Origin of the sequence: Lactiplantibacillus mudanjiangensis (genome assembly GCF_005405385.1) — a bacterium.
In the GTDB taxonomy this organism is placed as follows: domain Bacteria; phylum Bacillota; class Bacilli; order Lactobacillales; family Lactobacillaceae; genus Lactiplantibacillus; species Lactiplantibacillus mudanjiangensis.
On the sequence record NZ_BJDY01000002.1, the window covers coordinates 614,083 to 628,606 of the forward strand.

The 14,524-nt window shown below is 42.5% G+C and carries 13 protein-coding genes; 2 read left to right on the plus strand and 11 right to left on the minus strand.

Translation table 11 applies throughout. The annotated features are described in order from the left end of the window. The first annotated feature begins 187 nt into the window (after window positions 1–187). Entirely contained in the window at window positions 188–382 is a 195-nt protein-coding gene (locus FFM84_RS16290; RefSeq protein WP_371852215.1) for a helix-turn-helix domain-containing protein, read from the plus strand. Between the two features lie 449 nt (window positions 383–831). Further along, the gene (locus FFM84_RS03905; protein ID WP_130847670.1) at window positions 832–1,380 is read left to right on the plus strand and encodes a hypothetical protein; all 549 of its coding nucleotides are present in this window, start codon (window positions 832–834) and stop codon (window positions 1,378–1,380) included. 158 nt (window positions 1,381–1,538) lie between these two features. On the opposite strand, the gene lepA is transcribed toward FFM84_RS03905, so the two are convergent. The 11 genes from lepA to hrcA form a co-directional block, all read right to left on the minus strand. Beyond that, a complete protein-coding gene (lepA, locus tag FFM84_RS03910; RefSeq protein ID WP_130843309.1) occupies window positions 1,539–3,374 on the minus strand; it encodes a translation elongation factor 4 in 1,836 nt (611 codons plus the stop codon). A gap of 153 nt (window positions 3,375–3,527) precedes the next feature. Beyond that, on the minus strand, window positions 3,528–4,811 hold the full coding sequence (dltD, locus tag FFM84_RS03915; protein ID WP_130843308.1) for a D-alanyl-lipoteichoic acid biosynthesis protein DltD: 1,284 nt from the start codon (window positions 4,809–4,811) through the stop codon (window positions 3,528–3,530). Then, on the minus strand, window positions 4,808–5,044 hold the full coding sequence (dltC, locus tag FFM84_RS03920; RefSeq protein WP_165444427.1) for a D-alanine--poly(phosphoribitol) ligase subunit DltC: 237 nt from the start codon (window positions 5,042–5,044) through the stop codon (window positions 4,808–4,810). The genes dltD and dltC overlap by 4 nt, the downstream gene beginning before the upstream one ends. Before the next feature lie 37 nt (window positions 5,045–5,081). Next, window positions 5,082–6,296, minus strand: a complete 1,215-nt coding sequence (gene dltB / locus FFM84_RS03925; RefSeq protein ID WP_130843306.1) for a D-alanyl-lipoteichoic acid biosynthesis protein DltB — start codon at window positions 6,294–6,296, stop codon at window positions 5,082–5,084. Continuing rightward, entirely contained in the window at window positions 6,293–7,819 is a 1,527-nt protein-coding gene (gene dltA / locus FFM84_RS03930) for a D-alanine--poly(phosphoribitol) ligase subunit DltA (protein ID WP_130843305.1), read from the minus strand. Before dltA ends, dltB begins: the two co-directional genes overlap by 4 nt. A 47-nt stretch (window positions 7,820–7,866) precedes the next feature. Further along, window positions 7,867–8,016: a teichoic acid D-Ala incorporation-associated protein DltX gene (locus tag FFM84_RS03935; protein WP_130843304.1), complete on the minus strand. Its 150-nt coding sequence runs from the start codon at window positions 8,014–8,016 to the stop codon at window positions 7,867–7,869. Between the two features lie 30 nt (window positions 8,017–8,046). Continuing rightward, window positions 8,047–9,216, minus strand: coding sequence for a serine hydrolase domain-containing protein (locus FFM84_RS03940; RefSeq protein WP_130843303.1), 1,170 nt, complete (start codon window positions 9,214–9,216; stop codon window positions 8,047–8,049). A 496-nt stretch (window positions 9,217–9,712) separates the two neighbouring features. After that, a complete protein-coding gene (gene dnaJ, locus FFM84_RS03945; protein ID WP_130843302.1) occupies window positions 9,713–10,855 on the minus strand; it encodes a molecular chaperone DnaJ in 1,143 nt (380 codons plus the stop codon). Window positions 10,856–10,961: 106 nt separating this feature from the next. Further along, window positions 10,962–12,824 (minus strand): molecular chaperone DnaK, encoded by a 1,863-nt coding sequence (dnaK, locus tag FFM84_RS03950; RefSeq protein WP_130843301.1) that lies wholly within the window; start codon window positions 12,822–12,824, stop codon window positions 10,962–10,964. Window positions 12,825–12,865: 41 nt separating this feature from the next. Beyond that, the gene (grpE, locus tag FFM84_RS03955; RefSeq protein ID WP_130843300.1) at window positions 12,866–13,456 is read right to left on the minus strand and encodes a nucleotide exchange factor GrpE; all 591 of its coding nucleotides are present in this window, start codon (window positions 13,454–13,456) and stop codon (window positions 12,866–12,868) included. 20 nt (window positions 13,457–13,476) lie between these two features. Then, window positions 13,477–14,520: a heat-inducible transcriptional repressor HrcA gene (hrcA, locus tag FFM84_RS03960; protein ID WP_130843299.1), complete on the minus strand. Its 1,044-nt coding sequence runs from the start codon at window positions 14,518–14,520 to the stop codon at window positions 13,477–13,479. Window positions 14,521–14,524 lie beyond the last annotated feature (4 nt).

Here is a 14,524-nt window from a genome sequence, read left to right on the forward strand (position 1 = left end):
TTGACTCATGAAACGCAATTCATTTTAAACAAGTGCTATCCTTTAGTACCGGCAACTCTTCTAGTGTTGCGGGTACTTTTTTTAATGCTAAGATTCACGATGATACGACGTATTCTGTAAAGCTATAATTAATTCATCAAATTTCTTTTAAGGAGATTTATAACTATGGCTAATCATATTAACTTAAATGATCCAGATATCATGTCCTCTGTGGAGGCCGCTAAGCTTTGGGGAAAAAGCACCTGACTACGTTCGTCAAACTTTACGTGCCAATCCTGAACGTTTTCCAGAAGGCACCGTACGACTACTTGGTCGTACGCTAATTGTCACTCGCGAAGGCATGGAGGCTGTAACTGGACATCCAGCTAACACGACTAAGTAACACCACATAATTGCTTTTGTAAAACTAATTTAAGAGATATGACCAAAAACTGATGTCTTAAAAAGCTGACTTATTTTGGAGAATTATTTTATGAAGAAACATCGGGGAACAGCCCTACTTTTGGCTGTCGTTTCATTAGGATTGTCACTGATTACCACGAGTAAACCAGCTAGCGCTAGAAGTTACACAACGGTACCAGCATCGTTACGGGGACATTGGTATCACTACGATAGTGAATACGGAATGTCTCAATTAAAAGCGTCGAAGTATCATTTTGATACGAAAAGTGACTACTCTGGTAGTTGGTATCGATTGTCAGGTAAGAAATTTCCAAGTTATGCGATGGGCCATTCTGAAATGGTCGTGAAACAAACGCCTAAACATTACTATGTCGTGGCAAAATACGCCACTGATTCATTTCATTATTGGAAAAAAGTAACCCACTTCATGTGGCATTACGTGCTGTTGTACCTAATAACGCAGAAACTGAAGGTAGCACGACGTACTGGTATAAGTCTAAGGCAATTGCTAAGCATCCTAGCATCACCTACCACTATGCAGCTAGTAATGATTCTTACTATTATAACTCCTACACATCAGCTTTCTTGCAAGCAGACGGCCAACCAGTAAAGCTCTACACAACACCAACTAACGCCATTGCCAATTCTGGCAAGCATGTAACACTCAGCAGTATCTTTAAAAAAGTTGCCGTTCGTTGGGATGAAAAATATGACAAGCAAGATGTCCTCTATATTCGGGTTAACGGTAAAACCTACTATGTTGTCGACACAGCTGACATTCAAAGTTCCAACTCTTGGAAAACCGGCACCACAATTTCGTCACCATACGTGCCAACCTCAACGTCAAAAATCGTCTTACGTCGCGGTGATAAAGTTGCTAGCGCCACTACTTGGCATAAGGTTATCCATTATGGTAAGGGCACTCGAACGGTTGCATCATGGCATAAAAACAAGGGTATATGGGTTAAAAATAAATAATAAAGATTTGATCTATTGCTGTTATTAATTAGATGATCTTGCTACGAGTTTAACTAAACTTTTAGCAGATCATCTTTTTTAATATGCTGTCCCAATACTGCCAAAATAACAAGCTAAAAAGAGCCCTGCTTACGCAGAACCCTTTAACAACCACCCTATTACGACGGCTTCTCTTCCTCGTCCGTTTTCAAAACAGCCATGAAGGCTTCCTGCGGGATTTCCACCCGGCCGACAGCCTTCATCCGTTTCTTCCCGGCTTTTTGCTTCTCCAATAACTTCATCCGGCGAGTCCGGTCACCACCATATAAGTGGGCCGTCACGTCTTTCCGATAAGCCTTGATATTGGTCCGCGCAATAACTTTGGCACCAATCGTTGCTTGCACTGGAATTTCAAAGTTTTGTCGTGGAATGATGGTCTTCAATTTTGATGCAATTTCACGACCACGTGCTGCCGCAAAGTCCTTATGCGCAATAAAACTCAACGCATCGACCTTGTCACCATTTAGCAAGATATCAATCTTCACTAATTCACTAGCGCGATACCCATCAATTTCATAATCCAATGATGCATATCCATGCGTATTGGACTTCAATTTATCAAAGAAATCAAAGATAATTTCTGATAACGGAATATGATAGACCACGTTTACCCGGTTACTATCTAAATACGCCATCGTATCGAACTCACCGCGTTTGCGTTGGGCCAATTCCATGACTGCGCCAACATAGTCGTTAGGCACCATGATTTGCGCCTTAACGTAAGGTTCTTGAATCTCTTTAATCGAAGACGCTTCCGGCATTTCGGCTGGATTTTCGACTTCTTTTTCGGTGCCATCGGTCATCTTCACATGATAGGTTACGGATGGCGCCGTAGTGATCAAATCAAGATTGAATTCACGTTCAAGCCGTTCTTGAATGACGTCCATATGCAAGAGACCTAAGAACCCACACCGGAACCCAAAACCTAACGCTTGTGATGATTCGGCTTCAAATTCCAATGCCGCATCATTTAGCTTCAATTTTTCCAACGCTTCACGCAAATCAGTAAACTTCGCATTATCGGTTGGATAAATCCCGGCATACACCATTGGATTCATTTCCCGATAGCCTTCCAAGGCCTTTTCAGTTGGCCGTTTTGCGTTGGTTACGGTATCCCCAACACGAGTATCTTGAATATCCTTGATGCTGGCCGTAATATACCCAACATCACCGGCCATCAAGTAGTCTCTGGCAATTGGCTTAGGTGAGTTAACCCCAACTTCGGTCACTTCATATTCACTACCGCTGTTCATTAAGCGGATCTTATCGCCAGGCCGCACAATGCCTTCATGAATCCGAATACTCAACACAACCCCACGATAATCGTCATAGATTGAGTCAAACACCAAGGCTTTCAACGGTGCCTCGAGATCACCAGTTGGTGCCGGAATCTTAGCCACTACTTGTTCAAGCAAATCTTCGATCCCGATACCAGCCTTAGCCGATGCCAACACGGCGTCTTCAGCATCAATCCCGATATCATCTTCAATTTCTTGTCGAACTTTTTCTGGCTCCGCTGAAGGTAAATCAATCTTATTGATCACTGGCACAATTTCCAAGTCGTCATCAATCGCTAAATAAACGTTAGCGAGCGTTTGCGCTTCGACCCCTTGTGCTGCATCCACGACCAACACAGCGCCTTCACAGGCCGCTAAACTCCGTGACACTTCATACGTAAAATCCACATGTCCTGGGGTATCAATCAAATGAAAGATATAAGTTTCGCCATCTTTAGCTTGATAGTGTAATTCCACCGCATTTAACTTAATTGTAATCCCACGCTCACGTTCAAGATCCATTGAATCGAGGACTTGATCTTGCATTTCACGCTTGGAAATCGTATCCGTTAATTCCAAAATTCGATCCGCCAATGTTGACTTACCATGGTCAATATGGGCGACGATTGAGAAATTACGAATATGCTGTTGCCGATCTTGCATTGTCGCTTTATCCATTGATTTTCCTACTTTCTTACGAATTCCTAGTCTTGTCAATTATACCAACTAAACCCAGCAATCTCAATTTTTCTGGTAACACTTCCCTAATTAGTCTGATAAAAAAGTCGTCAATCCAGATTAACTGGATTGACGACTTCAATTTAAACCAAGCTATTTTGCCGCATACGAACTCAAGTCGGCAGGATCTAACTGTTGCCATTGCTTACTATAGAACTTACTACTAATCTTATAGGTTGGGGTCTTTTGTTGCTTAGTTAAGAACGGATCAACTTGTTTGTCAACCGCTAACCAACCGCGCCAACCTAAATGAATGGTATCGGTCATAAAGTAATCTTGGCCACCATCTTGTGACAAGTCACAGATATTATTGAACCCTTGACTCTGTAATTGGTAGCGAATCTTCTTATCAAACTGCGCAATCATCTTCATTGATAAGCCGGTATAATCGGCCCAACGTTGATTGATTGGTGGAATGATAAACATCACATTGGTATTATTCTTAGCAAACTGATTAAGCACTAACTGGAAGTCCGCAAATTCTGGCGATTTGGTGTAATCCAAAGTCGTTTGCGAGTTTGCTAACCGCTTGTAGTTCCGTTTCAGTTTTGTTTTCCAGAACTTATTACTAATTTCTAGACTATTAGATGTCGTTTGTTGCTTCCCAATCTTACCCGCCAATTGATCCAACTTATTAAAGTTGTAAGTGGCTGGCAATAGATTAGTTTGCTGCTGAACGATATTTAAGTTTTTACCAGAGATACCAAACCGTGAGAAGAATTCGTCTTCACTCCCCAAAACTCGAGCCTTGTAATTGATATAGGCACGTTGCACACTCGTTGGTTTGAAACCAGCAGCAACTCGAGCCAAGGCGCCGGCTAACACCTTATCAGACGAACCTGATGGCATCTGTAATAACCGCTTAGCGGCATACCGATCCATCGCCGTATTTTGTTCTGTTTGTAACCAGTCAGTTGTTTGTAACGGTGAGTAATAATACCCAAACGCATCTTTACGCGTCCCTTGCGGTACAAACCACTGTGGCGAAATTACAAAGACAGCTTTCTTATTTGTTAACTGCTTTTTAACCGATTGCATCACGAAGTATTGGGTTAAAGACTGCGTACCACGCGCCCCCAGCAAGAATGGCCGATAATTACGATGGTACTTAGCCGCCAAAACCGATGGATGCATTGGATCAAATCGGGACCATTCAGATGAACCAAAGAATGGCACATAATTATCGCTTAAAGCCCGTCGTTTAATCAACCGACCTTTTAAAACATTGGCTGATAATGAAACTGCCGCCGTTTTTTCGGTTGATTTTGAAACGCGATTTAAGCCAAATGAGAATGGTGAAAGCAGGACGGCCAATAACAGGATCGCTGCCAGAATAATTGGCCCAAAAATCTTAAACAGGCGTTTTGAAACGCTCATTGCATGCTCTCGACCTTAGCAACAATTTTAGCTGGGGTGTCCCATTCGGAACGTTCAAATTCAGAAACTGGCACTTCAATGCCAAGTTGGTTTTGTAATTCAAGTAAAAGTTGTACTGAACCCATTGAGTCTAAAATACCTTCATCAAATAAGTTCGTATCCATATTGCTAGAAACATCTTCACCTGTTAAATCTTGTAAAATTGAAAGTACTGTTGATTGTGTTTCGTCCATGATAATGACTCCCCTTATTTAGTAATATTTTTATTTTTTATGGTCTAGCGCCAAACCAAAGCTGGTTTAAAAAGCCAGAGAAGATTAGGAAACTAAAACAGACCACGTTAAACGTTAAGAAAATTGCGAAGTATTCCGTAAACTTATTGTGTGGTATTTGCGCTTGATTTTTCTTCTTGAATCGCAACCAAGCATCATTAACAACCATTGCTAAGCCATGGAATAGCCCGTAAACGATATAGTACCAAGTTTCCCCGTGCCAGAACCCCATGATTAACATGTTAATCACGTAAGCCACGTTCGCGGTGGTAATCCGACTCTTAAAGATCTTATGCTTCATCATAAAGAAGACTAACCGCATGTAGATGAAGTCACGGAACCAAAATGACAACGTCATGTGCCAACGATTCCAGAAATCTTTAATGTTTTTAGATTTGAAAGGTTGGTTAAAGTTCATTGGGGTTTCAATTCCCATCAAGTAACTAACCCCAACCGCGAATAAACTGTACCCGGCAAAGTCGAAGAACAAATCCATACTGTAGGTGTACATAACACCAACTAAGGCCCACGAGATCCCATGGGCTTGTAATGCCGCATGTTCAACCGTTGGTAACATCACTGTCCCAAAAATGTAGGCCAAGATGAATTTGTAGAAGAAGCCGATAAAAATATATCGAACCCCTTTTTCAACTAATTCTAAATACTTTTCCCGTGTTGGCACACTCTCGTAATCCTTAACAAACCGCCGGTACCGATCAATCGGCCCCGAAGAAATGGTTGGGAAGAAGAGTAAGAATTGACCGAAGAGTACCGGATGAAATTCTTTAATCGTCCCATCACGAGTTTCCATGATCATCTGAACAACTTTAAAGGTTAAATAGGAAATCCCCAAAAAGCCAATGATCGAACTAGCGCCATGATGCACTGCCGGTGTAATTTTAACAATGGCAAGCGGAATAATTGCTAAAATCACACTCACAACGAAAATCCAGCCTTTATTCGGCGAATCGGGACGCTGCCGATATCGTGAATATAACCAAACCAAGGTGATTTGGTAAATTAAATAAATGATTAAGGCAATCCCAGTGCGCCATTTAATGCCCCCAAAGGTTAGCATCAAGAACACAAATGAGATTAAAGATTCATACCAGTGCGAACGCCGACCATAGAGTAGCCCAATCATCAACGGTAACAGCGCAATAAAGAGTAAAACGAAGTACGTTGGGTTACCGTAAGGATCAAATGACATCATTCGGGATTAACCTCTTTGATAATCGATTTTACATCGATCTTGCCGTTTGGCGTCAATGGCAAGCTCGTTTTATAAACAAAACGTTGCGGAATCATGTATTCCATCATCATTCCTTGCAAGTCTTTTTTAATCGCCGTGGTCAAAGCAAAATCACTTTCAAAGTCATTCTCCTTTGGCACTACGTAAGCGATCATTTGCGTCACCTTATGCTCTTTATTGTACTTCGGTACGGCAACGGCTTGTTCAATGTGTTGTTGTTGACCTAAGAAATGGTCGACTTCCTCTAATTCAATCCGATAGCCATGCATCTTAATTTGGAAATCAACTCGACCACGATAACGGAATAGACCATCTTCGTCCATCACACCAATATCACCAGAATGATAAGCCCGTTCGCCATCTAACATGAAGAAGGCTTTTTCAGTTTTAGCCGGATTGTTTAAATAACCCTTAGAAACGCTTGGCCCACTAATAATGATTTCACCTTCAGTGCCAGCAGGAACCGATTCCCCATTGACATCAACGATACTCATCTTGGTATCTGCCTTAGCATAACCAATTGGCAACCGATCATATTTTGCTAATGCTTCATCGGTAACTTCAATCTGAGTAACCGCCACACAAGTTTCAGTTGGACCATACGTATTGAAGATCCGTGCAGCTGGGAAACGTTGTTTTAACGTCGCCGCCGTCTTGTGGGTTAATTCTTCCCCACAGAATAGAAAGTGTGTTAAGTTTGGCAAATGTTCAGCATCAAATTTAGGTTCCAACAAGCAAATATCCATAAAGGATGGTGTCGACACCCAAACGTTAATTGGTAATTGTGGTAACGCTGCAAATAACTGTTTAAAGTCATCGGTCACCGTCTTTGGTAACGCATATAACGTCCCACCTAAGGCCAATGTTGGATAAACGTCCATAACTGACAAGTCAAATGAATATGGTGGTTGTGAGAGCGAATTAGGCTGTTTTGGCAACCCGAAGCCGTCACTAAGCATCCAGTTCACATAACTTAGCAAGTTATCGTGGCTGATTTCAACCCCCTTAGGCTTCCCAGTGGTTCCGGATGTAAAGATAATATAGTAATCATCATCACCACTGACGGCATGGTCAGCGGTATAGTCGACTGGCTTAGCAAAAGTTTGTGCTAATTCAGTTGGTGTAATGACTGGTGTATCAGCCACGGTTGTTGGTAAATCAACAACGGCAATCACCGCCGCTGGTTCAGCAATTTCATTAATCATGGTCAACCGTTCGTTTGGCGAATGCGTATCAATTGGAATATAAGCCCGACCAGCTTTGACGACCCCTAAAAAGGTGGCAATCATTTCAAACGTTTGTCCACCAAAGACAATAATCGGTGCTTTTGGTTTTAGATCTAATGAATCTAAATGAGCTGCCAACGCATCTGAGTACGCCTTTAATTCAGCGTAAGTATGTGTGGCGCCTTGCACATCGTAGACCACTTTCGTTGGTTGTGTGCGTGCAAAATCATCAATTGTTTTGATCATATTTTCAATCATTGTGCTTTCCCCCAAAAATAATCTCAGGCATAAAACTGCTTGCCCATTTAGAACTCGTTATAAATAAACTTAGCCTGGTTGATACCACTGTACCCATAGAGATAAACCAAAGCTAACATGACCGCAAAGTAGAAGATCGTTAAAGTTATAAACTGCACCACTGGGCGCTGAAACCAAACTTTCAATTTTGCGAACATTGCTCCACCCCCTCAAAATGCCCCAACTGGCTATTTCAAATTGCCAGCTTCTAATTCATTAAATAGTTTTTCAGCCGTCGTTTGAATGGTCACCGTTGGCCGATAATAGTTGGATAATAAGACAACGCCATTTTTGCCATCATCTGATAGCATAATCGATGATTCATAACCATAGCCAATTCCATGCGACCGAATCGCATTGGCCATGTTATAAACACCACCACCATACGTGCTACTAGTTGCAGCGGTATGCAAGATAGCGACATTTTGCGGGGTAACAACCTTCCCCGTCAAAATCGCCTTTTCAGCTTTAAATAGATCACCGGCACTCATATAAATTTGTCCAGTACCTAACTCATTGGCCATTTGGGCAGTCGTTTCATGAAAAGCCGTGTGATAAGTGGCCACTACTTGAGAACCCGAATACTTGTATCCTTGTGTCCCATGCTGCCCTTGCCCAGCACTAACGAAACCAGTATGTTTCAACTGCAAAGCGTTAATAATATGCTGGGTGAAATACCGCCGATAAGATTCACCGGTAACCTGTCGAATAATCCCCGCTAATAAAACATAATTAACTGGTTGATAATTCCACTGTCCCATCTTAGCCGGATCACTGTTTAAATTTTCAACTGCATAATCAATGACACGAGCCTCTGATAATGCTTGTGATGATCCCTTACCAAAGGTCAAACCTGAGTCCATATCTAACATACGGCGTAACGTGATTTTTTTACCACCCGCGATGCCTGGATAATACTTGGACAATGGATCATTCAAGTTGATTTTGCCAGCTTGAACCAACCGCATCACACAAGCCGCGGTCAGTGACTTTTGAATCGATAAAATTTGGTATTTTGATAATGGTGTATTGGGTTGCCCCGTTGCCTCATCAGCATAGCCAAATCCTTTATGATAAATAACGTGACCATTTTTAACAACTAACGCAGTCCCCACAAACTTGGTTAGCGCTAAGAGTTTTGTCACCTGTTGATTTGATGCTTTCGTTTTAACAAAGTGTGTCTTTGCAACACGATGCTTGATCTTTTTCTTTTTAGCCGCAATTTTACGTTTCTTCTTTTGCTTCGCCGCCTTCTTCTGAATCTGGACCGACCAGTCAGCCGTATGCACATAATAGCCCACACCGCCAACGACGATTAAACCCAACAAGAAATACATCAATACTTTTAAACGTTTCACAAGGCATTAACTCCCCCATTAGTTAATTAATCACTCTTTGATCTCCTAATGACCGTCGCAATTAATTGAATGATTGACAACCTTGATTCAATAAATAGTCTACCAATCTTGAAAATATAATCACCATTTTCACCTGAAAACTTCATATTGTTGCTTATCCGTTTAATCAATAAACGATTTTGTAACGGTTTTGTAACATGACCGTTAGCCGTCAATTGTCCCCAGCCATTTAGACGGTTCACCTCCTTAATTAATACTAGCACCCACCTTAAGCTATTTATAATATATCGAAACTATTTGTTCATAAAAGTGGTGCCCGCAAGTTCAGTTAATAAACCAAGTACCACGGTTCATTCAATAGTTCTAGCATAGCGAACCCATCTTCATCGTAAAAGCCACCTTCACTAAACATCTACTGAGAATTTCTCAGATTTAGCCGTTTAAGCCCGCAAAAAAAGCCGTATCAGTTTAACCTGACACGACCTTTATCTGAAACTTAATTATTGAATAGTTTATCAAAAAGTGAACTCTTCCCATTGCCAGCAACGGTTTTACCGCTAGCTTTCGCAAAAGTCTTCAACGCTTCTTTTTGACCCTTGTTTAACTTAGTTGGCGTTTGAATCGAAACGGTGACTTGTTCATCACCAGTACCGTTACCACGCAAACGTGGTGCACCCTTACCGCGCAAACGGAAAGTCGTGCCAGTTTGTGTCCCGGCTGGAATCTTCATCTTCACATCACCATGGACCGTTTTCACGCGAACTTCATCACCTAAAGCAGCTTGCACGAAGTCAATTGGTAACTTGAAGTAGATTGTCGCCCCATCACGTTCAAACTCATCGCTAGGTTCAACTCGGAAAATAATGAAGAGGTCCCCGTAAGGGCCGCCATTAGCGCCGGCTTCCCCTTGGTTTTGCAACCGCATTTGTTGCCCTTCTTCAACCCCAGCTGGTACCGTCACTTTGATTGAATGACTTTGTTCCGTATGACCAGAGCCACCACAAGTTGGGCACTTGTCTTTGATTTCTTTCCCAGTCCCATGACAAACATCACAGACTTGTTGACTCATCATCCGGCCAAGTGGTGTATTCGTTTGAACTTGAATATAGCCACTCCCATGACATTTTGAACAAGTCACTGGTGACGTCCCGACCTTGGCACCAGAACCATGACAAGTTTCACATTGTTCTTCACGATTATAGGTAATGTTGGTTTTCTTACCGAAGATTGCATCTTCAAACTTCAAGGTCATTTCATATTGCAAATCGCGACCTTGTTGCGGTGCTGTCGGATTTGGTCGACGACTGCCACCACCGGCACCACCAAAGAATGAACTGAAAATATCTTCAAAACCGCCACCGCCGCCAAAACCACCAAAGTCTTGACCACCGCCGAAGCCGCCACCACCAAAACCTTGTTGGCCGCCAGTTGAACCAAATTGATCGTATTGGGCCCGCTTTTGGGCGTCACCTAACGTTTCGTAAGCTTCATTGACCGCTTTAAATTTTTCTTCTGCGCCAGGTTCATGGTTTAAATCAGGATGATACTTTTTTGAAAGTTTTCGGTAAGCCTTCTTAATTTCGTCCTGACTGGCGTCTTTAGCCACACCCAGAACCCCATATAAATCTTGTTCTGCCATCGTATCCTCCTAATGATCCTTGATAAAAGTCTCATTAATACTAGCATAGTTGACACAAAAAGCCAAAGCCGCGCGGCCTTGGCTTTTTTGCGTTAACTGATCATGCTTACTTCTTGTCCTTATCTTTATCTAAGTCTTCGAAGTCGCCATCAACAGTATTATCGTCACCTTTATCAGCAGTCTTGTCAGTACCATCGGCGGTTGCGCCGTCAGCATTGCCTTGTGCTTCTTGGGCTTGTTGGTAAAGCTTTACAGATAAGTCTTGAACAATCTTGTTCAAGTCATCCTTCTTAGCTTTCATATCATCGATGTTGTTGTCATCTTGAGCTTTCTTCAAAGCATCACGGGCATCTTGAGCCTTCTTGACTTCATCTTCAGAAACTTTACCGTCAAGTTCTTTGAGTGTCTTATCAGTGGTGAAGATCAATTGGTCAACTTCGTTCTTCAAGTCAACTTCTTCTTTACGCTTCTTATCAGCGTCTTCGTTTTCCTTGGCTTCTTTAACCATTTGATCGATTTCTTCATCTGAAAGACCCGATGAACTCTTGATGGTAATCTTTTGTTCCTTGTTCGTGCCCATATCCTTAGCCGAAACGTTCACGATCCCATTCTTATCGATATCGAATTTAACTTCGATTTGAGGAACGCCACGAGGTGCGGCAGGAATATCGGTTAATTGGAAACGACCCAACGTCTTGTTGTCCGCAGCCATTGGCCGTTCACCTTGCAAGACATGAATATCAACAGCTGGTTGGTTATCAGCGGCCGTTGAGAAGACTTGTGACTTGCTCGTTGGGATCGTGGTGTTACGATCGATTAACTTCGTGAAGACACCACCCATGGTTTCAATCCCTAATGATAATGGCGTAACGTCTAATAAGACGACATCCTTAACATCACCAGTGATGACCCCACCTTGAACAGCAGCCCCTAAGGCAACCGCTTCGTCAGGGTTAATTGAATGGTTAGATTCTTTGCCAGTCCATTTTTCAACAGCTTCTTGAACAGCTGGAATCCGAGTTGACCCACCGTTTAAGATGACAACATCTAAGTCAGAAGCTGATAAATCAGCATCCTTCAAGGCGTTTTCAACTGGAATCCGAGTCTTTTCAACTAGGTCAGCTGTTAATTCGTTGAACTTAGCCCGTGTTAAGCTTTGTTCCAAATGTAATGGGCCACTAGCACCAGCGGAGATAAATGGCAAACTGATATTAGCTTCAGAAACCCCAGAAAGGTCCTTCTTAGCTTTTTCAGCTGCATCCTTTAACCGTTGTAAGGCCATCTTGTCTTGTGACAAGTCAACACCGTTGTCAGCTTTGAAACCAGCAACTAACCAGTCGATGATCTTTTGGTCAAAGTCATCCCCACCAAGATGGGTATCCCCATTAGTTGATAAGACTTCAAAGACACCGTCGCCTAATTCAAGGATGGAAACATCAAAGGTCCCACCACCAAGGTCATAAACTAAGATTTTTTCATCTTTATCAGTTTTATCCAAACCATAAGCCAAAGCAGCAGCCGTTGGTTCGTTGATAATCCGTTCGATATTCAAGCCAGCGATCTTACCAGCATCTTTAGTCGCTTGACGTTGCGCATCGTTAAAGTAAGCAGGTACTGTAACAACGGCCTTTTCAACCGTGTCGCCCAAGTAATCTTCAGCAAAACCTTTGATGTATTGTAAGATCATTGCTGAGATTTGTTGTGGCGTGTAATCCTTGCCTTCAACCGTTACTTTGTAGCCAGCTTCGCCCATGTGACGTTTGATTGAAGCCACCGTGTTAGGGTTAGTGATTGCTTGCCGTTTGGCAACTTCACCGACTTGTGTTTCGCCATCTTTAAATGCAACAACTGATGGGACCGTCCGGCCACCTTCAGGCGTTGTGATAATCTTTGGTTCACTACCTTCAAGTACTGCGACAGCTGAGTTCGTAGTCCCAAGGTCAATCCCAATAATTTTATTACTTGCCATAAATTAACAAACCTCTTTTTTTAATAAGTTTTTATTTTGTATTATTGTGCAACAACAACCATTGCTGGCCGTAACGTCCGATCCTTAAATAAGTAGCCTTTTTGTAAGACTTGGACAACCGTATCAGCTGGATGTTCATCCGTTGCTGGTACTGTTTGAACGGCTTGATGCAAGTTCGGATCAAAAGTCTCACCGGCAGCGGGAACTTCTGTCACGCTGTGTTGTTTCAAAGCAGTTTGCAAATGATCATAGACCATTTCGACACCCTTCTTCAATTGTTTGGCAGCTTCATCGTCAGCCTCAGTGGCTAACGCCCGTTCTAAGTTGTCTAACACAGGTAAGACGTCTTTTGCTAAACTTTGACCATCATATTTAATGGTGGCTGCTTGTTCTTTCTTGAAACGACTCTGCATATTGACTAATTCAGCTTGCGCCCGTAAACGTTGATCGTCCTTTTCATCAACTTGTTGTTTTAAATCTGCAATTTGTTGGTCTTTTGGATCAACCACTGTTTCAGCTTGTGCTTTTTCATCAGTAGCGGTTGTCGCTTGACTGGTTGTCGCTTGACTGGTTGCCGTTGATTCAGCCGTAGCTTCATCGGTGGCAGTTGTACTAGTTGGTTCTTTTGCCAATGATTTCATCTCCTTGTCCGTCACTCATCAAAGTACCGGTAATATTCTAACAGTTTGCGGGCCAACTCTTGTTGGAAAACGCCCATTAACCCAATCATCCGGGAATAAGGCATCGCCGTTGGTCCGAGTAACGCAATCATGCCTTGACCATGTTGATCAACATCATAAGTAGCTGTAATCAAACTGTAGTCTTTTAACAAATCGTTGGTGATTTCATTCCCGATCCGCACCTGAATCTGTTGACCAGGTGGTCCAATCACATCCGCGATGTGATCGGTTTGATCAAGCAATGAATACAATGATCGCATTTCTTGCGGATCTTGCTTAGTCGTATAGTCGAATAAATTCAACTTACCACCCACATAGAACCGTTCGGCAGCTGCCTTGGACAACACTCGCCCGAAGATATCCAAGAACCCATTTGGATGTTGCAAGTATTGCGACAACTTCAATGGAATCTCAGATTGTAACTTGGCAAGGACGTCTTGTAACGGCAGGCCGATCAATTGATCATCGATAAACCGGACAACCGGTTCGAGTTCATCACCGGTTAGATCATTAGGAATCGTAAACGTTTGGTTTTCCACGTCACCATTATTGGTTACCAGAATAGCCATGACTTGATGATTACCTAATGGCACTAACCGGAATCCACTCAACCGACTATTCTTCACTTCCGGCCGCAACGTAAACGTCGTGTAACTCGTCAATTGTGACAAGATATCCGCCGATTGCGCCACGATCTCATCGATTTTATGGAATTCACCACCCAACGAATGTTGGATCACCTTCAAATCTTGGCTATCCACTTTTTCAGGCTTCAAAATATGATCAACATAATAACGATAGCCTTTAATTGATGGAATCCGACCTGAAGATAGATGCGTCTTGACGATTAATCCGATTTCTTCCAAATGCGCCATTTCATTACGAATCGTGGCTGAGCTGACTTTCATTGGTAACTCTTGCACCAATGATTTCGAGCCCACGGGATTACCGCCTTCGGTATAGTCACGAACAATGGCCTTCAAAATCAGGCTTTGTCGTTCAGTTAACGTGATCATCACC

Bases quoted from the DNA above. Each gene is read 5' to 3' on its own strand.
- hrcA (WP_130843299.1), bottom strand. From the start codon at position 14,520: ATGATCACGTTAACTGAACGACAAAGCCTGATTTTGAAGGCCATTGTT.
- dltD (WP_130843308.1), bottom strand. From the start codon at position 4,811: ATGAGCGTTTCAAAACGCCTGTTTAAGATTTTTGGGCCAATTATTCTG.
- dltB (WP_130843306.1), bottom strand. From the start codon at position 6,296: ATGATGTCATTTGATCCTTACGGTAACCCAACGTACTTCGTTTTACTC.
- dnaJ (WP_130843302.1), bottom strand. From the start codon at position 10,855: ATGGCAGAACAAGATTTATATGGGGTTCTGGGTGTGGCTAAAGACGCC.
- FFM84_RS16290 (WP_371852215.1), top strand. From the start codon at position 188: ATGATCCAGATATCATGTCCTCTGTGGAGGCCGCTAAGCTTTGGGGAA.
- dnaK (WP_130843301.1), bottom strand. From the start codon at position 12,824: ATGGCAAGTAATAAAATTATTGGGATTGACCTTGGGACTACGAACTCA.
- dltC (WP_165444427.1), bottom strand. From the start codon at position 5,044: ATGGACGAAACACAATCAACAGTACTTTCAATTTTACAAGATTTAACA.
- lepA (WP_130843309.1), bottom strand. From the start codon at position 3,374: ATGGATAAAGCGACAATGCAAGATCGGCAACAGCATATTCGTAATTTC.
- dltA (WP_130843305.1), bottom strand. From the start codon at position 7,819: ATGATTGAAAATATGATCAAAACAATTGATGATTTTGCACGCACACAA.
- FFM84_RS03935 (WP_130843304.1), bottom strand. From the start codon at position 8,016: ATGTTCGCAAAATTGAAAGTTTGGTTTCAGCGCCCAGTGGTGCAGTTT.